25 protein-coding genes are annotated in these 23,062 nt (G+C 69.2%); 8 read left to right on the top strand and 17 right to left on the bottom strand.

Features of this window, described 5'->3' with window-relative positions:
• The first annotated feature begins 57 nt into the window (after positions 1–57).
• Both BJ960_RS03735 and BJ960_RS03730 read left to right on the top strand, forming a co-directional pair.
• Positions 58–984, top strand: a complete 927-nt coding sequence (locus BJ960_RS03735; protein WP_202229179.1) for a dihydrodipicolinate synthase family protein — start codon at positions 58–60, stop codon at positions 982–984.
• A gap of 174 nt (positions 985–1,158) precedes the next feature.
• Positions 1,159–1,698: a YaeQ family protein gene (locus BJ960_RS03730; RefSeq protein WP_121075485.1), complete on the top strand. Its 540-nt coding sequence runs from the start codon at positions 1,159–1,161 to the stop codon at positions 1,696–1,698.
• Positions 1,699–1,717: 19 nt separating this feature from the next.
• Here BJ960_RS03730 and BJ960_RS03725 read toward each other — a convergent pair whose 3' ends face one another.
• The 7 genes from BJ960_RS03725 to BJ960_RS03695 all read right to left on the bottom strand — a co-directional run bounded on the left by BJ960_RS03725 (position 1,718) and on the right by BJ960_RS03695 (position 7,959).
• Entirely contained in the window at positions 1,718–2,125 is a 408-nt protein-coding gene (locus tag BJ960_RS03725) for a VOC family protein (protein ID WP_185986314.1), read from the bottom strand.
• A 9-nt stretch (positions 2,126–2,134) separates the two neighbouring features.
• A complete protein-coding gene (locus tag BJ960_RS03720; RefSeq protein ID WP_121075490.1) occupies positions 2,135–2,575 on the bottom strand; it encodes a helix-turn-helix transcriptional regulator in 441 nt (146 codons plus the stop codon).
• 84 nt (positions 2,576–2,659) lie between these two features.
• Positions 2,660–3,415, bottom strand: a complete 756-nt coding sequence (locus BJ960_RS03715) for an enoyl-CoA hydratase/isomerase family protein (RefSeq protein WP_185986313.1) — start codon at positions 3,413–3,415, stop codon at positions 2,660–2,662.
• A gap of 73 nt (positions 3,416–3,488) precedes the next feature.
• Positions 3,489–4,889: a dihydrolipoamide acetyltransferase family protein gene (locus tag BJ960_RS03710; protein WP_185986312.1), complete on the bottom strand. Its 1,401-nt coding sequence runs from the start codon at positions 4,887–4,889 to the stop codon at positions 3,489–3,491.
• Between the two features lie 28 nt (positions 4,890–4,917).
• The gene (locus BJ960_RS03705) at positions 4,918–5,910 is read right to left on the bottom strand and encodes an alpha-ketoacid dehydrogenase subunit beta (RefSeq protein ID WP_121075501.1); all 993 of its coding nucleotides are present in this window, start codon (positions 5,908–5,910) and stop codon (positions 4,918–4,920) included.
• A complete protein-coding gene (locus BJ960_RS03700) occupies positions 5,907–7,070 on the bottom strand; it encodes a thiamine pyrophosphate-dependent enzyme (RefSeq protein WP_185986311.1) in 1,164 nt (387 codons plus the stop codon). Before BJ960_RS03700 ends, BJ960_RS03705 begins: the two co-directional genes overlap by 4 nt.
• Before the next feature lie 292 nt (positions 7,071–7,362).
• A complete protein-coding gene (locus BJ960_RS03695; RefSeq protein ID WP_185986310.1) occupies positions 7,363–7,959 on the bottom strand; it encodes a TetR/AcrR family transcriptional regulator in 597 nt (198 codons plus the stop codon).
• 305 nt (positions 7,960–8,264) lie between these two features.
• On the opposite strand from BJ960_RS03695, the gene pdhA reads away from it, so the two are divergent.
• Genes pdhA through BJ960_RS03680 form a run of 3 tightly spaced genes read left to right on the top strand, consistent with a single transcriptional unit; the run spans position 8,265 to position 11,594 of the window.
• Positions 8,265–9,293 (top strand): pyruvate dehydrogenase (acetyl-transferring) E1 component subunit alpha, encoded by a 1,029-nt coding sequence (gene pdhA, locus BJ960_RS03690; protein ID WP_185986309.1) that lies wholly within the window; start codon positions 8,265–8,267, stop codon positions 9,291–9,293.
• Complete coding sequence (locus tag BJ960_RS03685; protein WP_237463625.1) at positions 9,290–10,291, top strand: alpha-ketoacid dehydrogenase subunit beta; 1,002 nt, start codon at positions 9,290–9,292, stop codon at positions 10,289–10,291. Before pdhA ends, BJ960_RS03685 begins: the two co-directional genes overlap by 4 nt.
• Positions 10,292–10,304: 13 nt before the next feature.
• Positions 10,305–11,594, top strand: coding sequence for a dihydrolipoamide acetyltransferase family protein (locus tag BJ960_RS03680; RefSeq protein ID WP_185986308.1), 1,290 nt, complete (start codon positions 10,305–10,307; stop codon positions 11,592–11,594).
• Between the two features lie 35 nt (positions 11,595–11,629).
• Here BJ960_RS03680 and BJ960_RS03675 read toward each other — a convergent pair whose 3' ends face one another.
• On the bottom strand, positions 11,630–12,304 hold the full coding sequence (locus BJ960_RS03675) for a TetR/AcrR family transcriptional regulator (RefSeq protein WP_202229178.1): 675 nt from the start codon (positions 12,302–12,304) through the stop codon (positions 11,630–11,632).
• A gap of 100 nt (positions 12,305–12,404) precedes the next feature.
• Between BJ960_RS03675 and BJ960_RS03670 the strand changes: the two genes are divergently transcribed.
• Positions 12,405–13,823 (top strand): MFS transporter, encoded by a 1,419-nt coding sequence (locus BJ960_RS03670; RefSeq protein WP_202229177.1) that lies wholly within the window; start codon positions 12,405–12,407, stop codon positions 13,821–13,823.
• A 40-nt stretch (positions 13,824–13,863) separates the two neighbouring features.
• On the opposite strand, the gene BJ960_RS03665 is transcribed toward BJ960_RS03670, so the two are convergent.
• The 6 genes from BJ960_RS03665 to BJ960_RS03640 form a co-directional block, all read right to left on the bottom strand.
• The gene (locus BJ960_RS03665) at positions 13,864–14,652 is read right to left on the bottom strand and encodes an ABC transporter ATP-binding protein (protein ID WP_185986307.1); all 789 of its coding nucleotides are present in this window, start codon (positions 14,650–14,652) and stop codon (positions 13,864–13,866) included.
• Between the two features lie 14 nt (positions 14,653–14,666).
• The gene (locus tag BJ960_RS03660; protein ID WP_185986306.1) at positions 14,667–15,725 is read right to left on the bottom strand and encodes a FecCD family ABC transporter permease; all 1,059 of its coding nucleotides are present in this window, start codon (positions 15,723–15,725) and stop codon (positions 14,667–14,669) included.
• Positions 15,722–16,795, bottom strand: a complete 1,074-nt coding sequence (locus BJ960_RS03655) for a FecCD family ABC transporter permease (protein ID WP_185986305.1) — start codon at positions 16,793–16,795, stop codon at positions 15,722–15,724. Before BJ960_RS03655 ends, BJ960_RS03660 begins: the two co-directional genes overlap by 4 nt.
• A complete protein-coding gene (locus tag BJ960_RS03650) occupies positions 16,792–17,853 on the bottom strand; it encodes an iron-siderophore ABC transporter substrate-binding protein (protein WP_185986304.1) in 1,062 nt (353 codons plus the stop codon). The genes BJ960_RS03655 and BJ960_RS03650 overlap by 4 nt, the downstream gene beginning before the upstream one ends.
• Positions 17,854–18,005: 152 nt before the next feature.
• Complete coding sequence (locus BJ960_RS03645; RefSeq protein ID WP_185986303.1) at positions 18,006–18,848, bottom strand: AraC family transcriptional regulator; 843 nt, start codon at positions 18,846–18,848, stop codon at positions 18,006–18,008.
• Positions 18,849–18,891: 43 nt separating this feature from the next.
• Positions 18,892–19,470, bottom strand: coding sequence for a TetR/AcrR family transcriptional regulator (locus BJ960_RS03640; RefSeq protein ID WP_121075533.1), 579 nt, complete (start codon positions 19,468–19,470; stop codon positions 18,892–18,894).
• An 86-nt stretch (positions 19,471–19,556) separates the two neighbouring features.
• On the opposite strand from BJ960_RS03640, the gene BJ960_RS03635 reads away from it, so the two are divergent.
• Positions 19,557–20,288, top strand: a complete 732-nt coding sequence (locus BJ960_RS03635) for a siderophore-interacting protein (protein WP_185986302.1) — start codon at positions 19,557–19,559, stop codon at positions 20,286–20,288.
• Here the strand turns inward: BJ960_RS03635 and ribB are convergent.
• Positions 20,276–20,920 carry a 3,4-dihydroxy-2-butanone-4-phosphate synthase gene (gene ribB / locus BJ960_RS03630; protein WP_185986301.1) on the bottom strand — a complete coding sequence of 215 codons (645 nt, stop codon included), beginning with the start codon at positions 20,918–20,920 and terminating at the stop codon, positions 20,276–20,278. The genes BJ960_RS03635 and ribB overlap by 13 nt on opposite strands.
• An 87-nt stretch (positions 20,921–21,007) precedes the next feature.
• Between ribB and BJ960_RS03625 the strand changes: the two genes are divergently transcribed.
• Positions 21,008–22,207, top strand: coding sequence for an MFS transporter (locus BJ960_RS03625; protein ID WP_185986300.1), 1,200 nt, complete (start codon positions 21,008–21,010; stop codon positions 22,205–22,207).
• Positions 22,208–22,223: 16 nt separating this feature from the next.
• Here BJ960_RS03625 and BJ960_RS03620 read toward each other — a convergent pair whose 3' ends face one another.
• Together BJ960_RS03620 and BJ960_RS03615 are read right to left on the bottom strand one after the other, a co-directional pair.
• The gene (locus tag BJ960_RS03620) at positions 22,224–22,658 is read right to left on the bottom strand and encodes a YdeI/OmpD-associated family protein (protein WP_185986299.1); all 435 of its coding nucleotides are present in this window, start codon (positions 22,656–22,658) and stop codon (positions 22,224–22,226) included.
• Positions 22,659–22,667: 9 nt separating this feature from the next.
• Entirely contained in the window at positions 22,668–23,057 is a 390-nt protein-coding gene (locus tag BJ960_RS03615; RefSeq protein ID WP_307814685.1) for an alpha/beta fold hydrolase, read from the bottom strand.
• Positions 23,058–23,062 lie beyond the last annotated feature (5 nt).

Here is a 23,062-nt window from a genome sequence, read left to right as displayed (position 1 = left end):
GCCGGGCGTTCGGCCTACGATGGAGTTCTCTGCACGAACACCAAAGGAGCAGCGACGTTGAAGTTCACCGGCTTGTGCGCGTTCCCGTTGACCCCGCTGCAGCCAGCCGCTGCGGCACTGAGCCATTCAGGTTTCGCGGTTGATGAGGCTGCATTCGCTGCCCTCGTCGAGCGGCTCGCGGACGCAGGCGTGGACTCGATCGGGGCGCTCGGCTCGACCGGCAGCTACGCATATCTGTCCCGCGCCGAGCGCGCACGCGTGGCAGAGCTCGCAGTGCAGTCGGCCGGGACGGTGCCCGTCGTCATCGGGGTGAGCGCGCTCAGCACACGGGAGGTGCTCGCCAACGTCGACGACGCGCAGCGCGCAGGCGCCTCGGCAGTGCTACTCGCCCCAATGTCATACCAGCGGCTCACCGAGGAGGAGGTGTTTGGGCTCTACGAGCGGGTCGCTGCCGAGCTCTCCGTGCCGGTTGTGGTCTACGACAACCCGGCGACGACGGGGTTCACGTTCACTGCAGGCCTCCACGGGCGCATCGCGGAGCTCCCCGGGATGGGCTCGATCAAGATTCCTCCGGTCCCGACCTCACCGGACGCCGCCTCCGCGGCAGTCGCGCACTATCGCGAGCACATCCCCGCCAACGTCACGCTGGGTGTGAGCGGCGACGGGTCGGCCGCCGCGGGACTCATTGCCGGCTGCGACGCCTGGTACAGCGTGCTCGCCGGAGTGCTGCCGCGCGAGTGCCTCGATCTGACGCGTGCGGCCCAGTCAGGAGACCACGCGACCGCAGCCGCCATCTCGAGCCGCTTCGCACCGTTCTGGGACCTCTTCGCCGCACACGGGAGCCTGAGGGTTGTTGCCGCAGTCGCCGAGGAGCTTGGGCTCACTGGGCCGGACGCGTTGCCGCACCCTGTACGGGGCCTCGACGGGGTCGGACGCCGGGCGGTCGCGGCGGCCCTCGACACCGCGGGCGTGAGCCGGGGCTGAACCATGCTGGGCTGGGCCTGGGCCTGCCCGCCCCACCCCGCCGGGCGCCCCCTTCCCCGCAAGACAGCCCTTTCCTGACAGTTGGTAAGCGGCACTCCTGCGGGGAAAGTAGCGCCTCGCGCAAAGTCGGGTGCGTGAACTCGGAGTGTGCAAGCCCGGGTAAACTCGGGAACCATGGCTATCGGCGCAACCATGCACACCTTCGACATCCAACTGGCAGACGTGGATCGTGGGGTGTACGAGGATCTCTCCCTTCGGGTCGCACGGCACCCGTCAGAGACCGACAGGTTCATGATCACGCGCCTGCTCGCCTACTGCCTCGAGTACGAGGAGGGCATCCAGTTCAGCGCGGGCGTCTCAACGACGGATGAGCCGGCGGTGCTCGTGCGTGACCTCACGGGCGCGACGACGGCCTGGATCGAGGTCGGTGCACCAGACGCCGACCGGCTGCACTTTGGCAGCAAGCTCGCCGACCGCACGGCGGTCTATACACACCGCGAGCCCGAGAAGCTGCTGGCGGCGTGGGCTGGCAAGACGATTCACAATGCCGACGAGATCGTCGTGCGCTCGTTCGATCTCGGATTCATCGACGCGCTCGTTGAGACGCTCGAGCGACGCAACACGATGACGGTGTCGCTCACCGAGGGCCAGCTGTACGTCGATAACAACGGGGCCTCGGCGACCGCGGAGGTCCGGGAGCACCGCATCGCCTAGCCCGCGCTCGCCGAGCCCCCTAGCGCTGGTTCACCCGGATGAGGTTGCCCGACGGGTCGCGGAACGCGCAGTCGCGCACCCCGTAGTCCTGGTCGATCGGCTCCTGCACGACGTCTGCGCCCGCGGCCTCGAGCTTTGCGAAGAAGCCGTCGAGGTCGTCGGTTGCGAGCGTGAGCGCCCCGTACACCCCCTTGGCCATGAGGTCGAGAATGACTGACCGCTCAGCCTCAGAGACGCCAGGGTCAACGGCCGGCGGGTGCAGCACGATCGAGGTGTCTGGCTGGCCCCCGGGACCGACAGTGATCCACCTCATGTTCTCGTAGCCGACGTCGTTTCGCACCTCGAACCCGAGTGCGTCCCGGTAGAAGCGCAGCGATGCCTCCGGGTCGGTGTGTGGCAGGAATGCGTAGTGAATGCTGATGTTCATGCGTTCAATCTACGTCGCTCCGGGCTCGGAAACTTCTCGATTCCTGACCGGTCTCGTCGCCTGCTTGGCATGGCAGGCGGGAATTCCGGCAGCAACGCCTGCGCTCCCACGCTTGTAGGCGCCGGGCGAGACGCCGACCAGTTCCGTGAACCGGGTCGTGAACGTGCCGAGCGAGGACGACCCAACCTCGAAGCAGACCTCGGTCACGCTCAAGTCACCCCGCCGCAGCAGCGTCATCGCGCGTTCGATGCGGCGGGTCATGAGGTACGAGTAGGGCGACTCCCCGAAGATCCGGCGAAATTCGCGGCTGAGATGCCCGGCGGACATGTGGGCGTCTCGGGCGAGTGCCTCGACGTCGAGCGGTTGCGCGTAGTCGCGGTCGATGCGGTCGCGCACGCGGCGGATCGCGACGATCGCCTGGCGGTTCATCTCCTCGCGCGTGCTTCCCATGCACTTAGCATGCCACGCTGACGCGGCGTCGGCGGTCGAGCTGGTACGCCGCGAAGGCCAACGCGGCGTCGACCGCCCACCCGGCTACCGCGACGCGAAGGCCCGGATGCGCTTGTCGCCCTCGGCGCTCTCCGACGCCGTCGCGATCGTGCTCGCTTCCTCGGCGAGCTGCTCGCGGAAGGTGCGCTCGGAGCGCGAGCGGATGAGCCGCTTCGCCTCGCCGTAGGCGTGCGCGTTCTGCGCCCAGAACGCGGCGATTTCCTCGGCGCGGGCGCCGACCTGATCGTCGGCGACCTTTTCGGCGGCGAGCCCCCACTCGACCGCCTCATCGGCGGGCAGCAGCCGCTCTTGCAGCAGGAGTTGCAGGGCGCGGCGTTCGCCGACGGCCGCCGCGAGCTGGGCTGACACCGACAGGTCGGGGGTGAGGCCGACACCGCCGTAGACGCTCCCGACGCGCGACGACTCACCGATGACGGCGTAGTCGCTCGACAGGAGAATGCCGAGTCCGCCACCGGCGGTGGTGCCGTGGGCGGCCGCGACGACGGGCTTTGCCGATTCGGTGAGCGCGAGAATGCCGACGTTGATGCGGTGCGCGAGCTCACGGATCATGTCCGCACGCTCGTCCATCTGGGCCATCGCCTGCACGTCGCCGCCGGCGCAGAACGCCCGGCCTGCGGCGTCGATGATGATGGCGCGCACCTCGTCGGACTGGGCGGCAGCCTCCGCGGCTGCCGCCCACCCCTCCGCCATCTCATCGTTGAACGCGTTCAGCCGCTCGGGCCGGTTCAGGGTGATTCGGGCGATCCCGTTGTCGATGCTCAGCAACACTGCAGTAGTCATACTGCGATCCTACGAGTGAGCACCGCGCGCCCGTCAACCAATGTGTGCGATTCCTCTTCGATGTTCAGCCGAATTAGCTGAGCAGGTGTTCCGGTCGTTCAAGCACGGCGGCGATGTCCGCGATGAACCGGCTGATGACGTCGCCGTCGATGACGCGATGGTCGAACGATCCGCCGACGGTCGTCACCATGCGCGGACGCACCTTGCCCTTCACCACCCATGGCTTCTCCTTGATCGAGCCCATCGCGACAATCGCGGTCTCTCCGGGGTTCAGGATCGGCAGGCCGAAATCCACCCCGAACACGCCAACGTTGGTGATTGTCACGGTGCCCTGCTGCATCTCGGCCGGCTGCGTCGCGCCATCGCGGGCGCGCTTCGTGAGCGTGCCGATCGCCTCGGCGAGTTCGAGCAGCGACAGCTCGTGCGCGTCCTTGATGTTCGGCACGACGAGCCCGCGCGGCGTCGCCGCAGCGATGCCGAGGTTCACGTAGTTTCGGCGGATGATCTCGTCGCCAGCCCAGGCCGAATTCACCTCGGGGTTTCGGGCGAGCGCCCAGATCACGGCGCGCGCCATGACCAGCAGCGGGGAGACACGCACGTCGGCGAACGCCTCGTTCTGCTTCAGCCGCTTCACGAACTTCATCGTGCGCGTCGCGTCGACCTCGACGAACACTGAGGTGTGCGGCGCAGTGAACTTGCTTTCGACCATCGCCGCGGCGACGACCTTGCGGATCCCCTTCACCGGCACCCGCTCCTCGCGCGCAGCACCTGCGCTGAAGCCGCTCGTTGGTGCGATCCGGAGCTCGCCGGTTCCGGCAGCCGATCCGCCACCCGCGTGTGCGCCATTCGCGGCCGCGTGGACGTCGTCACGGAGGATCTGGCCGCCCGCGCCGGAGCCCGCGACGCGGGTGAGATCCACGCCGAGGTCTCGCGCGAGCTTACGCACCGGCGGTTTCACGTACACCTTGCCCGCGGCTGGCGGTTCGGCGGTCGCCGCAGGGCCCACCACGACGAGGGGCTGACCGCCGGGCCTGCGGCGGCTCTTCACGGCGCCGCCGGTGCCGTACCCGACGAGCACCGCACCCGAGTTCTCGTCTTCCGCGGGAGCCTCGTCCGCAGCAGCGGCGGCGGGGGCAGGCGCGTCGGCGGGCGCCGCAGCGTCACCGGCGGCGTGTGCCCCGCCGGTTGTAACGCCCTCGGCAGCCGCGGGGGCGACGGGATCAGGATCGGCGTCGTCTCCCACCATCCGCAGGATCGCGGTGCCCACCGGCACCGTCGTCCCGGTCTCGACGAGCAGCTCGGCGATCTCGCCCTCGAACGGCGACGGGATCTCGACGAGCGACTTCGCCGTCTCGATCTCGCAGATCACCTGGTTCAGGTGCACCGTGTCGCCGGGCTTCACCGCCCAGGTCACGATCTCGGCTTCGGTCAGGCCCTCCCCCACGTCGGGGAGCGCAAATTCGTTCTTACTCATGTCTTACCCTCTCAGCGCGGTGCGCTGTCTAGTAGTTCAGTGCGCGATCGACGGCTTCAAGCACGCGATCAGCATCGGGCAGGTAGTGGCTCTCGTTCCCGGCTGGCGGGAACGGAGTGTCGTAGCCCGAAACCCGCAGCACCGGGGCCTCGAGGGAAAGGAAGCAGCGTTCGCTCAGCGTCGCGGCGATCTCGGAGCCGACGCTCGCGTTCTCCGGCGCCTCCTGGGCGACCACGACGCGGCCGGTCTTGCGCACCGACTCGACGATGGGGCCGTAGTCGATGGGCGACACCGTGCGCAGGTCGATGACCTCGGCGCTCACGCCCTCGGACTTCGCGATCTCGGCGGCCTGCAGCAGCGTGGTGACCATCGCGCCGAAGCCGACGAGCGTCACGTCGGCGCCTTCGCGGGCGACGAGCGTCTCGTGTAGCTTGGCCGCTGGCCGGTCGAGGCGTACCTCGCCCTTCTGCCAGTACTTCGCCTTGGGCTCGAGGAAGATCACGGGGTCTTCGGACTCGATCGCCTGCTGGATCATCCAGTACGCATCGTTCGCGTTCGCCGGGCTCACCACGCGCAGGCCAGCGGTGTGCGCGAAGTACGCCTCCGGGCTCTCCTGGTGATGCTCGACGGCGCCGATGTGTCCGCCGTACGGCAGCCGCAACACGACGGGCATGTTCATGGTGCCGGCCGAGCGGTTGCGGAGCTTCGCGAGCTGGGTGACCAGCTGGTTCATCGCCGGGAACACGAAGCCGTCGAACTGGATCTCGGCGACGGGGCGGAAGCCGCTCATCGCGAGGCCGACGGCCGACCCGAGGATGCCGGCCTCTGCGAGCGGCATGTCGAGCACGCGTGCGGTGCCGAAGTCCTTCGCGAGCGCGTCGGTCACGCGGAACACGCCGCCGAGGGCGCCGATGTCCTGGCCGAGCAGCACGACGTTGTCATCCTTGGACAGCGCCTCGCGCAGGCCAGCGTTGATCGCCCGGGCGATCGCGAGTGATGTGGTCTCCTGTGACTGGCTCATGAGGCCACCTCCTCTGCGAACGACGCTTCGTAGGCGTGCATCCAGGTCTGCTGTTCGTCGATGCGCGGGTGCGGTTCCGCGTAGACGTAGTCGAAGATCTCGTCGGGTCGCGACGCGGGGAGCGCGAGGATCTGCTCGCGGACAACGCGCGCGTGGGCGGCAGCTTCGGCGTCGATCTCGGCGATCGTCTCGTCCGAGACGCCGAGCGAGCGGAGGTAGCCCGCTGCGCGAAGCAGCGGATCCTTCGTCTTCCACTCCTCGAGTTCCTCGTTCTCGCGGTAGCGGGTCGGGTCGTCGCTCGTGGTGTGCGCGCCAACGCGGTACGTCAGGGCCTCGATGTAGCCGGGGCCTCGGCCCTCGCGTGCGTCGCGCATGAACCGCCGGCCAACCGCGTACGAGGCGAGCACGTCATTGCCGTCGATCTGCACCGACTGAATGCCGAATCCGAGCGCGCGCCGGTAGAGGGGCGTGCGGCTCTGGCGGGCGACGGGCACGGAGATCGCGTACTGGTTGTTTTGCACGACGAACACGACGGGTGACTGGTAGCTCTGCGCGAAGACGAGGGCCTCGTTTGCCTCGCCCTGGCTGGTGGTGCCGTCGCCGTAGAAGCACATCACGCCGCGACCGGTGGCGGTGCCTGGCTCGTTCGGGTCCAGCGCGGTGTTGCCCGCCGTACGCTTCGCGTCGAGGAGCATCCCGAGGGCGAAGCCCTGCGCGTGCTGTGCCTGCGCACCGAGCACGACGGTGTAGAGGTGGAAGTTGCCGTTCTTCGGGTCGTTCACGTCCCAGCCACCGTGGGTGAGACCGCGGAACTGGGCGGCGAGGTCGAGCAGCGGCACCCCGCGCACGTCGGCGACGGCGTGCTCGCGGTAGGTCGGGAACAGGTGATCTGCTGGCTCTGTCGCGTATGCGAGCCCGACCTGGCAGCCCTCCTGCCCGAGGTTCGGCGCCCAGAGCGCGAGCTGGCCCTGGCGCTGCAGATTGGTGCACTCGGTGTCGAAGGCGCGACTGCGGGCCATCGACCTGTACCACTCTTGGACTTCTTCAACAGCGAGATCATCGATCTCACTGAGATACTCCGCCGCACTCTCGTTCGGCGCAAACGTTCCGTCTGCGTCGAGAAAGCGAATGGGTTCTGGATCATTGATATTGATCCCCATTGACGTTCACGCTCCTTGTTTGGGATTGCTCTGGTGGTACTCGGAGCACTCGATGGTGCTCAGCGCCTCGGCAACAAAGATGCGTCGTCTTCGCCGTCGAAGCACTTACAAGGGTCACTTGTGAGCCTCACACTATCGCGCGCAGCAGTGAAAAACCATGGCACGAACGGCCAACTTTCGCCCCCGACTTTGGCGAGTGGAACAACCCGCTTGCGGCGAGCACAAACACCGGCCGCACTGTGCATCGGCGCAGACAATCGCTCGGGCCGGCGGCCTCGATTGATCTGCGAACTTACGCACCAATCCCGAGGAGAGCGAGCGCCCGCTCGGCGTGAATTCGCGACATCTCCGGGGTCGGCGCACCCGCGAGCCCGAGTAGCCTGCGCCGGTGCGGCTCGCCGAGCAGCAGCCCGAACAGCGCCTCAGCGAGCGAGTCCCGCTCGGCGGGAGGCTCGGGGTCTGGCTCACCTAGGCTCGCGCCGAGGAGCGCGACGTAGCTGCGCGGCCCGCTGTCATAGAAGCTCGCCGCGAGCTCGGGAAATTGCTGCGCCTCGGCGATCATGAGGCGGTGCATCGCGACTGCGCTGTCCGAGAACAGCACCTCGACAATGCGCGTGGCGGTCTCGAGCACACCCGCACCCGAGACGACTCCGGCTTGCGCCCGGAACCGCTCGATGACAGCGGTGAAGACGCCCGCTTTATCCCCGAAGTACGCGTAAATCGTCCGCTTGGTGACCTGGGCACTGAGCGCGAGCTCGTCGATCGTCACCGCGCCGTACCCGCGGGAGGCGAACAGTGCGAGCGCCTCATCGAGAATGCGGTCGTGACGCAGCGCACGCTCCGCCTCCGTTGGTCGCCCCCGCTTCCGCTCGCCGGCAGCCTCGCCCATTCCGCTCCTCGCACTCCTCGCGCACCGTGCGCGAACCTCGTTCTCCACCCCCATTCTATAATGATACGATATCGTTTCATTAACGATTGGGGTCGCCGCCCGTTGCGCGGCGACCAAGTGGAGTGAGGAGTTCACCAGTGGGCGCACAGCCACAAGCGAAGCCACGGACACGGCGACGGGCGGGCGACCAGCCCGACGCGGCGACGCCACCCGGGAGCGTGCCACCGGGAGGGACATCCCCAGTAGAGTCCACCGGCCCCGCGGGCCCGGGTGACGCCCGACCCGCGAGCCCGGACGATGAGGCCATGCTCGACCTGTATCGCGAGATGCTGCTCATCCGCCGCTTCGAGGAGCGCGCAGCGCGCGCATACACGCAGGCCGAGATCGGCGGATACTGCCACCTGAACCTCGGCGAGGAGGCGACCGTCGTCGGCGTGGCCGCCGCGATGGCGCCGACAGACTACCTCTTCACGAACTACCGCGAGCACGGCTACGCACTGAGTAAGGGCATCGAGCCGGGCAGGATCATGGCCGAACTGTACGGCCGATCCGACGGGGTCTCGAAGGGCTGGGGCGGGTCCATGCACCTGTTCGACGCCGAGGCGCGACTGCTCGGCGGGTACGGCATCGTCGGCGGCCAGCTGCCGCTCGCAACGGGCGCCGCGCTCGCCATCGACTATCGCGGCGGGAGCGAGGCAGTCGTCTGCATCATGGGCGACGGCACCACGAACATCGGCGCGTTCCACGAGTCGTTGAACCTCGCGGCGATCTGGCGCCTGCCGGTCGTGTTCGTCGTCGTGAACAACGGGCTGGGCATGGGCACGACTGTCGAGGAGGCGGCCGGCGAACCCGAGCTCTACAAGCGCGCGGCGTCGTACCGCATGCCATCGGAGCGGGTCGACGGCACCGATCCCCTGGCCGTCCGCGACGCGATGCAGCACGCGCTCGGGAGCGCGCGGGCCGGCACGCCGTTCCTCCTCGAGGCCGTGAGCGAGCGGTTGAAGGGACACTCGGTCGTCGACCCGGCAAAGTACCGCGACCCGCAGAAGGTCCAGGCCCTGGCGGCGAGCGACCCGATCGCGCTGTTCGCAGCGCGCCTCACCGACCTTGGCCTCCTCGACGACGACGCGGCAGCGGCGGTCGACGCGAGCGCCACCGCTGCCGTGCAGTCGGCGGTCGCGTTCGCCGAGGCGAGCCCGCACCCGAGCGTCGACACGCTCTTCGACTACACGTACGCAACCCCCGTCGCGAACGACTCGCGCAGGCTACCGGGCGAGCCGCTCTTCGCCCCCGTCCCCTTCCCTCCCGCCCCGACGAACGGAGTCGCAGCATGACCACGCGCACGATGACCTACCGGCAGGCGCTGCACGACACCCTGCGCTCAGAGATGCTCCGCGACCCCGAGGTGATGCTCATCGGCGAGGAGATCGGCGTCTTCGAGGGCTCATACAAGATCACCGCGGGGATGCTCGAGGAGTTCGGTCCGAAGCGCGTCCGCGACACCCCGATCGCCGAAGAGGGCTTCACCGGCGCCGCCATCGGCGCAGCGATGCTCGGGCTCAGGCCCGTCGTCGAGATCATGACGATCAACTTCTCGCTGCTCGCCCTCGACCAGATCGTCAACCACGCGGCGAAGATCTACGGGATGTTCGGCGGCCAGGCCCGCGTGCCGCTCGTGATCCGCACGCCGGGCGGCGGCGGCCAGCAGCTCGGCGCGACCCACTCCCAGAACATCGAGCTGTTTTACGCGTTCGTCCCGGGCATGAAGGTCGTCGCCCCGTCGAGCCCGGCAGACGCGAAGGCGCTCCTGACCGCCGCGATTCGCGACGACGACCCCGTGCTGTTTCTCGAGAACCTCGCGCTGTACAACACGACGGGCGAGGTCCCCGACGACGACACTCCGGCCGAGATCGGCCGCGCGAAGGTCACGCGCCGGGGCAGCGACATTACCGTTGTGTCTTACTCGCGCATGGCGGCGGTGGCGCTCGAGGTCGCCGAGCTGCTCGCCGAAAGCGACGGAATCGACGTCGAGGTTGTCGATCTGCGCAGCCTCAGACCCCTCGACCGCGACACGATCATCGAGTCGGTGAAGCGCACGAACTGCGCCGTCGTCCTCGAGGACGACTGGCTCACGTACGGCATCGGCGCCGAGATCGCGGCGACGATCTCCGACGGCGCGTTCGACTGGCTCGACGCCCCGGTGCGCCGCGTCGCGATGGCCGAGGTGCCGTTGCCGTACTCCAAGCCGCTCGAGACAGCGGCACTCCCCCAGGCGTCCGACGCCATCACCGCGATCCGCGAGACGCTCGCGGCCGTCGCTGGCCGTGCATAGAAAGGCAGCACCGATGATCGACATTCTCATGCCCCGCCTGAGCGACACGATGACCGAGGGCACGATCGCGGCGTGGCGCAAGCAGCCGGGCGACCGCGTCGAGGTCGGCGACATCATCGTCGAGATCGAGACAGACAAGGCACTCATGGAGCAGGAGGCGTACGAGGCCGGCGTGCTGAGCGCGATCCTCACGCAGGAGGGCGAACAGGCGCGCATCGGCGAGCCGATCGCGCGACTCGACGACGGCACGAGCGGCGGACCGGGCGCGGATCAGGATCCGGAGCGTTCCCGGCGCGAGGCCCCGGCTCCGGCTCCGGCCCCTGCTCCGGTGACCAGCCCTACAGCGCCAGCCGCGTCCGCGGAGTCCACGCCCCGCGCCCAGCGGAGCGCCGACGCGGCGGCGCGGCAGTTCAGCTCCCCCCTCGTGCGGCGACTCGCCCGCGAACGCGGCATCGACCTCGCGGGCGTTGTTGGGAGCGGGCCAGGCGGCAGGATCGTGCGCGCTGACATCCCTGAGGCCGCGGCTGCGGCGCCCGCGGGAGTGAGCCGCGGATCCGGATCGCCGGCGCCATCGGCCGCGCCCGCCGCGGCGAGCGCCACGCAGCGGTCGACCGTGGTCCCGTTTGACGCGACCCGCGCGGTCATCGCGCGCAGGCTCAGCGAAAGCAGCTCGGAGGCGCCACACTTCGCCGTGACCGCGGTCGCCGACGTGACCGAGTTGCTCGCGTTGCGTGCAACACTCACCGAGCGGCTCGTCGCGGCGGGCAGGCCGAAGCTCAGCGTCACAGACCTGCTGGTGCGTGCGGCAGCGCTCGCGCTCCGCGAGGTGCCGGGGGTGAACGCCTCCTACTCGCCCGAGGGGCGCGGCGCGACGGTGATGCACGAGCGCGTGCACGTCGGGCTCGCGGTCGCTTCAGCGTCTGGGCTCGTCGTGCCCGTGATCCGCGACGCCGACAGGCAGCCGACCTCGGCGATCGCCGCAGCGATGGCGGAGCTCACGGCGCGGGCGCGAGCCGGGCGGCTCACGGTGGACGAGATGACCGGGGGCACGTTTACGATCAGCAACCTTGGCATGTACGGCGTCGAGCAGTTCACGGCCGTGATCAACCCGCCCGAGGGTGCGATCCTCGCGGTCGGCGCCGCGGTGTCCGAGCCCGTCGTCGTGGACGGCGAGGTCGTCGTCCGCGAGCGGCTGCGCTACACGCTGTCGGCGGATCACCGCATCATCGACGGCGCGCTCGCGGCCGAGTTTCTGCGCGCGCTGACGCGACTCCTCGAGAACCCGGTCGCGATCGTTGCGTAGCGGTGGCGGTGGGGCCGGAAGCGACCCCACCGCCGCTACTCGCGCTCGTCGGTGTTGTTCAGGCTGACCCACTCGGCCCAGCTGGAGGATTGGCCGCTGGGCTCGTCGCCGGTTTCCGCGTAGGCGCGCAGCCCGGCGAGCACGTAGTCGAGCTGCCGCAGGTGGATGACGTTGGCACGTTCGCGTGGCACCGTGAGCGCCGGGCGCAGGTGGGTGACAGTGAGCATCAGGTCGCCGGGCCCGTAGCTCGCCGGCACGAGCCCGCGGGCCACATCGTGGGCGATGATCGCGGCGAGCGCGACCTCGAGTCGGTCGGAGAGCGCGTCGATCTCGTCGTTGCTGCCCACCTGGCGTCCGAGTAGCGGCATGAGCGGCCCCCGGGCCTCGGCGATGTGCCTGCGGAGGAACAGCTCGACTGCAGATTCCGGCTGCCCGGGCTGCCCGGCCTTGCCTGCGCAGTCCTCGGCGAGCTCGCAAATGAGGTCGAGCGCGTACACGCGGATCGCGTTCACGAGCTCGGTCTTGCTCGGGTAGCGCCGGTAGATGCTCGCGACGCCGGTATTCGCGCGCGCGGCGACCTCCGACATCGGGGCGCTCCACCCCCACTCGCTGAACACTTCGCGTGCGGCGCGCAGGATCGCACCGTCGTTGCTCTGCGCCTCGCGGGCGCGGCCGCGCAGGGGCCCAGCTTCGGGTTCGTGTGACGTCACCCTTCCACGGTACCGGTGTTTGGCATAGACTTCTATCGGAACGGATCATTCCGATCCGATAAATGAGGGCGTCGCTGCCCGGAACGAGAGTCGAGCAGCCGTGCCGCACACCGCCCCCACGCCCATCCATGCCCAGGCCGAGTCCCCCGCCGCGGGACGCGGCCCGCGCGGCCTTGTCTTCGCGCTCGCGATCGGCGTGCTGAGTTTCTCGATGATGCAGACGCTGCTCGTCCCCGCGATCCCGACGTTCATGGCGGAGTTCGGCATCGACGCCTCCCTGGCGGGGTGGATCCTCACGAGCTATCTGCTCTGCGGCGCTGTCGCGGCCCCGATCCTCGGCTCGCTCGGCGACCGCTACGGGCACCGGCGCATCCTGCTCGCAACGCTCGGCACCTTCGTCGCTGGCGGCGTACTCGCCGCGCTCGCCCCCACGCTTCCCGTCCTGCTCGTGGGGCGCGTGCTCCAGGGCGCGAGCACCGCAACCTTCCCGCTCGCCCTCGCGATCGTGCGGCGCCACACCGCGGGCGATGCGCAGCGCAGCGCGACCGGGTGGCTGAGCGGCACGATGGGGCTCGGCGCGGGCGCGGCCCTCGTCGTCGGCGGCGTCATCGTCGAAACGCTCTCCTGGCACTGGCTGTTCGTGACTGGCGCCGCGATGGGCGTGCTGTCGATCGCGCTCGCGGTGATCTTCGTGCCGGCCTCGCAGCGCGGCCAGGCTGCCCGCACCGACTGGCCTGGCACGGCACTCCTCACCGTCGGGCTGCTCGCGCTGCTGCTCGCGATCTCCCAGGGCGGCAGCTGGGGCTGGGGATCGGCAGCGGTGCTCGGCCTGCTCGCGGCCGCGGTCGCCGCACTCACCGCGCTCGTCCTCGTGGAGCGCCGCACGCCCGCTCCCCTCATCGACGTACGCACCCTCGCCCGGCCGGCGCTCGCGATCACGAACGGCCTCACCCTGTTCCTCGGGTTCATCCCGTACCTGTTCTACGTCGGCCTCCCCGTGCTGCTGCAGGCCGACCCGGCGGCGGGCTTCGGCCAGGGCTTCACCGTCACGCAGACGGGCATCGCGCTCCTGCCCGGCGCGATCCTCGTGTTCCTCGGCGGCCGCTTCGCGCCCTGGCTCATCGGCCGCACGAGTTCGAAGCTCACCGCGCTCCTCGCGCTCGCGGTCATGGGCGTCGGCAGCCTTGGCGTCGCGCTCGCTCCCCAGAGCCTCACCGTGATCGTCGTGTTCTTTGCGCTCGTCGGGCTCGGCAACGGCATCGGTTTCGCGGTCGTGTCTGATCTCGTCGCGAGCATCGCGCCGCGCGCCGAGATCGCGGCCGCGCTCGGCGTGAACGGCGTGCTGCGCACGGTCGGGTCCGCGCTCGGCGCACCGATCTCGACCTCCGTGCTCACGAGTGTCGCCGTCGCGACCACCGGGGCGAGCACGCTCGGCTCGTTCACCGCGCTGTTCGTGATCGGCGCGGTGGTGAGCGGCGCCGGCGCCCTGTTCTCGCTCGCGCTTCCCGCGCAGCGCTGACCGGGCCGGCGAGGCCGCAGGCATCCGGCCCGGGGACGCGCTACGCCCGCCGACCCCCAAGCGGCAGCACGAGCGGCGTCCCCGAGACGGGGTCTGTGATCACCTGGTACGGAAGGTCGTAGACCTGCTCGACGATGCGCTCGGTGATGATCTCGCGCGGCTCACCCTGCGCCACGATCTCGCCGTCGCGCATGGCGACGAGGTGAGTCGCGTACCTGGCGGCGTGATTCAAATCGTGGAGCACGGCGACGAGCGTCGTGCCGCCGCGATGCAGCTCCGCGAACAACTCCATGAGGTCGATCTGGTGGGCGATGTCGAGGAATGTCGTCGGCTCGTCAAGCAGGAGGTGTCCCGTCTGCTGCGCGAGCGCCATCGCGACCCAGACGCGTTGCCGCTGCCCGCCAGAGAGCTCGTCGACGAGCCGCGTGGACAGCTCGGTGACGTTCGTCGCGGCCATCGCGCCCGACACCGCCGCCTCGTCTGCGCTGCTCCAGGTCCGCAGCGCGTTCTGGTGCGGGAACCGGCCGCGGGCGACGAGATCGGCGACGGTGATTCCGTCGGGCGCAAGCGACGACTGCGGCAGCAGCCCGAGCCGCTTCGCGACCTCCTTAGACTTCTGCCGATGCAGTTCGGCGCCGTCGAGCAACACGCTGCCATGCGACGGCCGCAGGAGCCGCGCCAGCCCGCGCAGCAGCGTCGACTTCCCGCAGGCGTTCGGCCCGATGATGATGGTGAACGAGTCGTCGGGTACCTCGAGCGTGAGCCCGGAGATGACGGGGCTGTCGCTGTATCCGAGCGAGACGTCGCGCGCGCAGAGCGATGCGGGCATAGGTCGGGATCCTTTCACGCGCGGCGCGCGTACTGGGTGGCGAGGAGCCAGGCGAGATAGATCCCGCCGATTGATACGGTGACGACGCCAACGGGTACGAGCAGGAGCTGCGCCGCAGCGTCCGACACGACGACGAGCGCCGCTCCGGTGAGCATGAGGGCCGCCCCACCCATCGGGGTGTTCGTGCGAGTGAGCCGCTGGCTGATCTGCGGCGCGGCGAGCGCGATGAACGAGATCGGGCCGGCCGCCGCCGTCACGAGCGCGACAAGAGCGACGCCGAGCACCATCGCGCCGAAGCGGGTGCGACCGGGGTGCACACCGAGCGCGGTCGCCGCGTCGTCGCCCATCTCGAGCACCGGCAGGGTGCGCGCGAGCGGCAGCGCCGCGACGGCGACGACGACGAACACGGCTGCTGCGGGACGCAGCTGATCGAAGCCAAGCGACGCGATCGATCCGGCGCCCCAGGTCGCGGCCATCATCGCCTTCTCGACGCTCACGGAGATGAGGATCCAGGAGGTGAGGGAGCCGAGCCCCGCCGAGACGCCGATGCCCACAATGATGAGCCTGAACGACGAGACGGTGCGCTTCATGGCGAGCACGTAGACGATGAGCGCGGTCGCGAGGCCGCCGACGAGCGCACCGGCCGCTTTGAACATATAGGTGTTCAGCCCGAGTACCACCATCACGAGCGTGACACCGAACTGCGCGCCGACGCCGAACCCGATGATGTCGGGCGACCCGAGCGGGTTCCGCGTGAGCGACTGGAAGATGCCGCCGGAGAGCGCGAGGGCCGCACCGCAGAGCACCGCGAACAGCACGCGCGGGAACCGCCACTCGAACACGACCTGCCGAGTATCGGGGTTCACGCCGGGGTCGACGAGGGCGCGCACCACGTCGGCGAAGCCAACGTCGTATGAGCCGATGCTCATCGAGGCGACGCCGAAGACGATCACGACGACGACGAGCGCGCCGCTCACGACGAGGGATCGGTGCGGGACCGCCCAGGCGAGTTTTCGCGTTTCGAGCCGCAGTTCGCGGCGGCCGAAGTCGATCGTCGTTGGGGATCCGCTCACAGCCCGCTCACCTGCCTCCGGCGCACGAGCGCGATGAGCACGGGCGCGCCGAGCAGACCCGTGACGATGCCGACGCGCAGCTCGCCGTTCGGGAGCGCGACACGGCCGAGGATGTCGGCGAGCAGCAGGAAGCTCGCACCGACGACGACAGAGTAGCTGAGCACCCAGCGCTGGTCGGGACCGGTGAACCAGCGCACGGCGTGCGGGATCATGATGCCGACGAAACCGATGGGTCCCGCCGCGGCGACGGCGGTGCCCGCGAGGAGCGTGACCGCGACGATCACGCTCACGCGGGTCACCCGGATGCGCGCGCCGAGTGCCTGCGCCAGGTCGTCGCCGAGCGCGAGCGCGTTGAGCGAGCGGGCGCTCAGCATCCCGAGCAGCAGTCCCGCGCCGATGAGCGGCGCGGCCCACGCGAGGTCCGCGAGGTCGCGGCCCGCGACCGAGCCGACGCCCCAGAACCGCATCACCTGCAGCGTGCTGTTGTGTTGCAGCACGATCGCGGTCGTGAATCCGGTGAACGCCGCGCCGAGCGCTACGCCCGCGAGGGTGAGTTTCATGGGGGTGGCGCCCGAAGGCCCGAACGAGCCGAGCACGTACACGAGGACGGTAAGCACGAACGCCCCACCGAGCGCGAACGGCACGTAGGCGCCCGGCGCCGTCAGGCCGAGCACGCCGACGGCGAACGTGACGGCGAACGACGCCCCCGCATTCACACCGAGGATGCCCGGATCGGCGAGCGGGTTGCGCGTGAACGCTTGGATGAGTCCGCCGCACATCGCGAGCGCTGCGCCGATGAGGATCCCGTAGACCGTGCGCGGTACGCGCAGCTCTCGGACCGTGAGGTGAAGCGGGTTCTCCTCGTCGTACGCGGTGAGCGCGGCGATGACGGTTCCCGGGTCGATTGCGCGGCTGCCGACGGCGAGCGAGGCGATCACGGTGACGACGAGCACCCCGCAGACCACCGCGAGGCCAACGCCGAGCACCCAGCCTCGCTTCCGGGGCTTCGGCGTTCGCGCCGCGGAAGGCGGGGCCGCCTCGCGGCCCCGCCTCTCAGCAGTCAATGTCATTCGTTGGAGTTTGTCGGCTCGCCCTGCAGCGCGGCCGCGAGGTCATCGACGTACTTCGGCAGGATGTACTGCAGCGACAGCACGGTCGGCGAGCTGATGGCTGCCGCCTCCGCCTGGTTGTTGTAGATGACGTAGGCGCCGTTCGCGATCGGGTTCCACTTCGACACGATCTTGTTCTCGACGGTCGCGGTCGCCTCGGCCTTGCTCGCGCCCCAGGCGGCGAAGACGTCGGCCTCGACGTCGGACAGGTTCTCGAGGCTCACGCCCGTGTACCAGTTGTCGCCCTCGGCGCTCTGATGGAAGCTGTCCATCGCGCTCGTCGAGGTGAAACCGAGCGCCTCGGTGATGCGCACGCGCGGATCGTAGTCGAGGTAGACGCCGAGATCGGTGCTGCCCTCGGGCATGGTGAGCCCCCAGACGAACGTCTTGCCGGAGAACTCCGGGTGTTCGTCCGCGAGCGAGGTCACGAGTTCCTCGGTCTCGGCGACGAGTTCCTCGGCGCGTTCCTCCTCCCACATGGCCTTGCCGACGGTGCGGGTCATCTCCTCCCAGGTGCTCGGATCCCACGGCCCCTTGATGTAGGGCACGGTCGGGGCGATCTCGCTCAGCCGCTCGTACTCGACGTCGGTGATGCCCGTGTAGAGGCCAAGGATGAGGTCCGGCTTCAGCGCCTTGATGCCCTCGAAGTTCGGGCCCTCCTTGCCGTACGGAATGATCTCCGGCGTCTCGCCGTACTCCTCGGTCACGAACTCGTTGAACCAGGGCAGGTAGCCGCTCTCGTCGGCACCCCACACCTCTTCGATGCCAACGGGGTTCTCACCGAGCGCCGCGACGATGTCGGGGGTCATCCAGCCGAGCGCGACGATCCGCTTCGGCTTTTCGGGGATGACGGTGGTGCCGTGCGCGTGTTCGATGGTGACGCCCGTCGCCGACGATGCGTCCGCGGGTTCCTCGGCGGCTGGCGCGGTGCAGCCGGTGAGGGCGATGGCCGCGGCGGCGATGAGGGTGGCGACTCCCGAGAGTCGTCGCGTGTGTGGGCGCGCTGAAGCGTGCAGCATTGTTCTCCTAGCGGAAAGATGGCTGGTCGCGGCCGCAAATCGGCAGCGAGAGTTAGGCAAGCCTTACCTAACAAAACGATGCTACGAGGCCCGCCCGCTCTCGTGTGTTGCGTTGCGGACGACTTCTTGCGAAAAACCGCCAAACGTCAGATTTACCGCCAGTACGCGCGGTGCGCGTCCTCTGACCGGGCGCGCGACGCGTACTGCGTCGGCGTCACCCCGAAGCGCTCCTTGAAGGCGGCCGAGAACGCGCTCGTCGAGTGGTAGCCACACTTGCTTCCGACTGCACCGACCGGCGTGCCGGCAAGCAGGAGCCGCGCCGCCAGCGTCATTCGCACCCCCGTTCGCCACTGCCCGAAGCTCATGCCGATGTCGCTCACGAACACCCGCAGCACGGTGCGCTCGTGGAGCCCGTGTTGTGCGAACAGGTCGCGCGCGGTGCGCCCGTCTCCGGGCGAGGCGAGCACGGCCTCGACCAGGGGTCGCACGCGCTCGTCACCCGGCACCGGAATCTCGTTCACCTCGGCGGGCTCCTCGGCGACCGGTTCCTGGAGCATGTCGAGCAGCACCCCCTGGATGCGCACGCGCAGTTCGGGATCCATGTCGTTCACCCCGAGATGCAGCAGCATCTCCTGCACCGCGCGCTGCACGCGCACCCGCCGCACCTCTTGGAGCGGCTCGGCGAGCGCCGAATCGGGCACGTTCGTGTAGCACCCGACGGAGTCCCGCTCGTGCCGCGCGGTGTGCGGGGTGTGGGCGGGGAGCCAGATCCCCTCCCCCGGCGCGAGCCGCCAGATCGAGTCCTCGAGGTACACCCAGACCGTTCCGCGGTAGCACCAGGCGAGCATCGGTTCGGGGTGAGAGTGCGGCGGGGCGACCGGCCGCGCCGCGCCGTCCCCACCGGTCAGCACCCCCGTCGCCATGAGGAAGGGAGCGCTCAGCGATGAGGGGCGAGCCACGCTCGCGCCCCAGTCGATCGGCCCCATACGATTCATCAGATGAATAGCGTAGCAGGCCAGCCCGGCCCTCCTGGCGGCGCTATCCCAGCAGAAACCTGCGGGCCAGCACGGCCACTTCGGCTGGCGCCCAGGCGGCCCCACCTCCGAGTGTCCGAAATAGCGTTGGGCCGACGAGCTCCGCCACCCGCACCTCGCGCTCGCCGCCCGCCGTTGGAGCGAGCGCGCCGCGATCCTCCACCTGCGCGATCAACGCGCGCGCGGCGTCGCCGAGCACGTCAGTACCGTGAAGCAATGCGGCGACCTTGGCATCGTGCTGCGCCTCCCCCAGAAGCGCCCGGTAGGCGAGGCCAGCGTCCGAGCGGGTGAGGAATTCCGACAGGGCAGTGAGGAACGCAGCCACATCGTCCTGCGCGTTCTCCCCGGGCGCGACCGCGAGCTCGCGAGCGGCATCGGCGGCGCTCGCCTCGAGCAGAATCTCGGCCTTGGACGACCACCAGCGGTAGACGGTCTGCCGCCCGACCTTCGCCCGCTCTGCGATGCCCTTCATGGTCATCGCTGCGTAGCCCTCCTCCACGAGCATGTCATCGACGGCACGCAGCACCGCGAGCCTCGCATCCTCGCTCCGCGGGCGACCCACCTGCCGTGTGCGCTCATCCATGCCCCCAGCCTACACTTTCGAGACTTGCTGACCCGAAAGTCTTGTGCATATTATTACGATACACATTGTCTCGATAAAGGTTTCTCATGCACTCACCCACCCCCAGGCCCAGCAAGCGACCAACTGCGGCCCGCGACGTCTTCGTCACCGCCCGCGAAATCGTCAGCGAGCACATGATTCGCCTCACCCTTGCAGGCCACGACCTCGCGGCCGTCGTCCACGACAGCCCGGGTTCCTGGGTCAAGCTCTTCGTCGCCGAGCCCGACGGGTTCGGCGAGCACGGCCGCGCCTACACGGTGCGGGGCTTCGACCCACTCGCGGACACGATCACCATCGACATCTTCGTGCACGGCGACGGCACGATCCCGGAGTGGGCCAGTCACTGCACACTCGGTTCACGCGCACGGGTCGCCGGACCGCGCGCAAGCGGCGCACCGAGCAGCGACGTCGATGCGCTGATCCTCTACGGCGACGAGACCTCGCTGCCGGCGATCGCCGCGATGCTCGAACGCGAACACTCGCACCGCCCGGTGAGCGCGTTCATCGAACTCGGCGACGAGCGAGACCGACAGGACTTCGATCTCCCCCGGACGACCCAGGCAACCACGACCTGGCTGACACGCGGCCGTGGAGAGAAACCCGGGGCAAGACTCCTCGCCACCGCCGAGCACACCACGTTCTCCCCGAGCGGCGGCGTGTGGTTTGCCGGCGAAGCGGCGTCCGCGCACTGGTTCCGCCACCACATGCGCGGCGCCACCGTCGCCGAACTGCACATCAAGGGGTACTGGCGCAGCGGCGTTGGCGACTACCGCGAGTAGCGGCGCGCAACCGGGGCTGCCGCCGACACCGCTGCGGCAACCTCGGCAACCGTCGTGAACGCCATGCCCGCGAAGCGTTCGTTGCCGCGGATGTCGCCGGCCCGCCGCATCTCTCCCGCATCATCGACGAGTTCCGCGAGGACGCCTGCGGGAACCATCCCGGCGAGCCTCAGCAGATCAATCGTCGCCTCGGTGTGGCCCCCGCGCCCCAACGTTCCGAGCGGGTGCGCCCGAAGCGGCAAGATGTGGCCTGGACGGACGAGATCGCCCGGCCGGGAGGCCTCGTCAGCCAGCACGTTCACGGTCCGCGCACGGTCCGTCGCCGAGATTCCGGTACTCGCAACGCCCCAAGCGTCAACGGTCACGGTGTAGGCGGTCCCCCGCGGGTCCTCGTTCCGAGCCGCGAGCGGCGGCAGCTCGAGCGCATCGGCCCGCTCGGCCGTGATCGGCGCACACAGCAGGCCCGACGTGTGCCGCACCATCCACCCGATCGTCGCCGGCGTTGCCAGGTCGGCGGAGAGGATCGCATCGACCTCGTTTTCGCGCGACGCGTCGTCGGCGACGAGCACGACCCGCCCCGCGCGCAACTCGTCGAGCACCTCTGCCATCGGCGTAAGTTCAAGCGCTTCCATCTTTTCCTCCCACTATTAACGAGACACTGTGTCTTGAATAATGGTACCATTCCGAGACACGATGCCTACTTATGAAAGGTCACCCGTATGACCACCTCCGCAATTGAGCCCGCGCCCGCGCGCCCCGCGAAAGCCGTCACGGCGACCGCCTTCGCGTTCAGCGTCACCATGATGGGCACCACGCTTCCCACGCCGCTCTACTCGATCTACTCCGACGAGCTCGCGTTCTCCCCGCTGACCGTGACGGTACTGTTCGCTGTCTACGCCCTCGGCGTCGTTGGCGCACTGTCCCTCTTCGGCAGGCTCTCCGACGACATCGGCAGGCGCCCCGTCCTCATGACCGCCGTAGGATTCGCGCTCCTTAGCGCGCTCCTGTTCCTCCTCCCGCCCTCGCTGCCGCAACTCCTCGCCGCCCGCATCATCTCGGGCCTCGGGGCGGGCTTTATGAGCGGCGCGGGCACCGCGGCGATGATGGATCTGTTCTCCGCCGAGCGCCGATCCGTTGCCGGCACCATCGCCGTCGCTGCAAACACGGGCGGGCTCGCGCTCGGCACGCTCCTCGCCGGTCTCATTGCGGAATCTGCGTCGAAACCGCTCTTCACGCCCTTTGCGGTGCACCTCGCACTGTGCGCGCTCGCGCTGATCGCGCTGCTGGCATGGACTCCGGCGCCGATGAATGCCGGCAGGTTTGTCATTCACCCCCACAGGCTTCGCGTGCCCGCCGACCTCAGGAAGCCCTTCGCGCGCGCCGTGCTCGCGGCCGGCTCGGGGTTCGCAGCGACGGGCGTGCTCACGGCAGTCTCCGCGATGTTCCTCGCGCGCGAGCTACGCCTCGAGAGCCACGCGCTCGCGGGCTTCGTCGTGTTCTTGGCGTTCGCGGGGATGGCCGCGGGGCAGCTCGTCGCGCGGCGGATGCGCCCACGCATCGCGCTCCCCCTTGGCTGCGTCGGCCTGATCGCTGGCGTCGCGTTCCTCGCCTGGGCGCTGGCGGTCGTCGCCCTCCCGCCGCTACTCATCGCGGCGGCGACGGTCGGAGTCTCGGCCGGGCTCTGCATGAACGCCGGCATCGCCACGACTGTCGAGCAGGCGCTGCCCGAACGACGCGGCGAGGTCTCCTCGTCGTTTTTCGCCGGCCTCTACCTCATGCTCGCGCTGCCAGCGATCGGCGTCGGTTTGCTCGCCACGGTCATCGGGCTGCGCGGTGCGGGCCTCGCGTTCACGGCGGCCGTTGCGCTCCTCGCCGCGGTCGTGGCGATCGCCAGCCTCGCGACGAGCCGACGGGAATAGGAGCCGGGGCAGCCCGCTACACCCCGGTGCCACTCCGAGGCCGAAGCGGCGGGACCCGCTGCCCGGCAAGCGATGACGAGATCAGCGCGTCGAGCCGCTTCACCCGGGTCTCTTCCCGCTTTGCGCTCATCACCCACCACACGGCGTCTCGCCTATAGGAGGGTGCGAACGCTTGGAACGCCTGCCACGCCGCTGCGTTCACCGCGCTCCACACGCTTCCCTGCTTCCTGGGGGTGAACCGAACCTTGTAGCTGTCGCCATCAACGCCCTTTCTGAGCCCGTCAATCCACCCGAAGCACAGCGCAACATCCACGGCCTCAGACCAGGTCTGGCTCGCGCGCCCTGAACCTTTCTTGTGGAAGAGCAGCCAAGCCTCCGAAGCGTGGGCGTGGTTGGCGTCGAGCCACGCGCTGAACGCCTCAGCGTCTGCAAAGAAGAGCGTGTCATTCATCCAGGCCCCCTAGCCCGCCGGGTGTCGATCCAGCCAGTCAAGGATGGCACGCGTCGTCTCGCGGTGGCGCTCCTGCTGCACCCAGTGTCCGCTATCCAGGCTGAGTTCTTCGACGTTCGGAACGAAGCTCGACAGGTTCTCCGAGCAGGCGACCGCGTCGCGCATCCCGTAGACCATGAGGGCGGGGTGCTGAATGATGGGGTCGGCGTCGGCGAGCAGCTGCCAATTCCGGTTGAGGTTGCGGTACCATCTGTCGACCCGCTCAGGGTGCAGCAGCGTGAAGCTCCACACCACGAACGCGCCCCAGTCGTGCCCGACAAACGTCGCGCTCGCGTACTCGAAGTGATCGAGGAGCGCCGCGAGATCGCCCGTGAGGTGTTCAATGTCGTAGTCAGTGATGTTCT

The organism is Leucobacter aridicollis, assembly GCF_013409595.1.
Taxonomy (GTDB): domain Bacteria; phylum Actinomycetota; class Actinomycetes; order Actinomycetales; family Microbacteriaceae; genus Leucobacter; species Leucobacter aridicollis.
The sequence above is the reverse complement of the archived record's forward strand: the minus strand, read 5'-3'. Positions and strand labels throughout refer to the sequence as shown.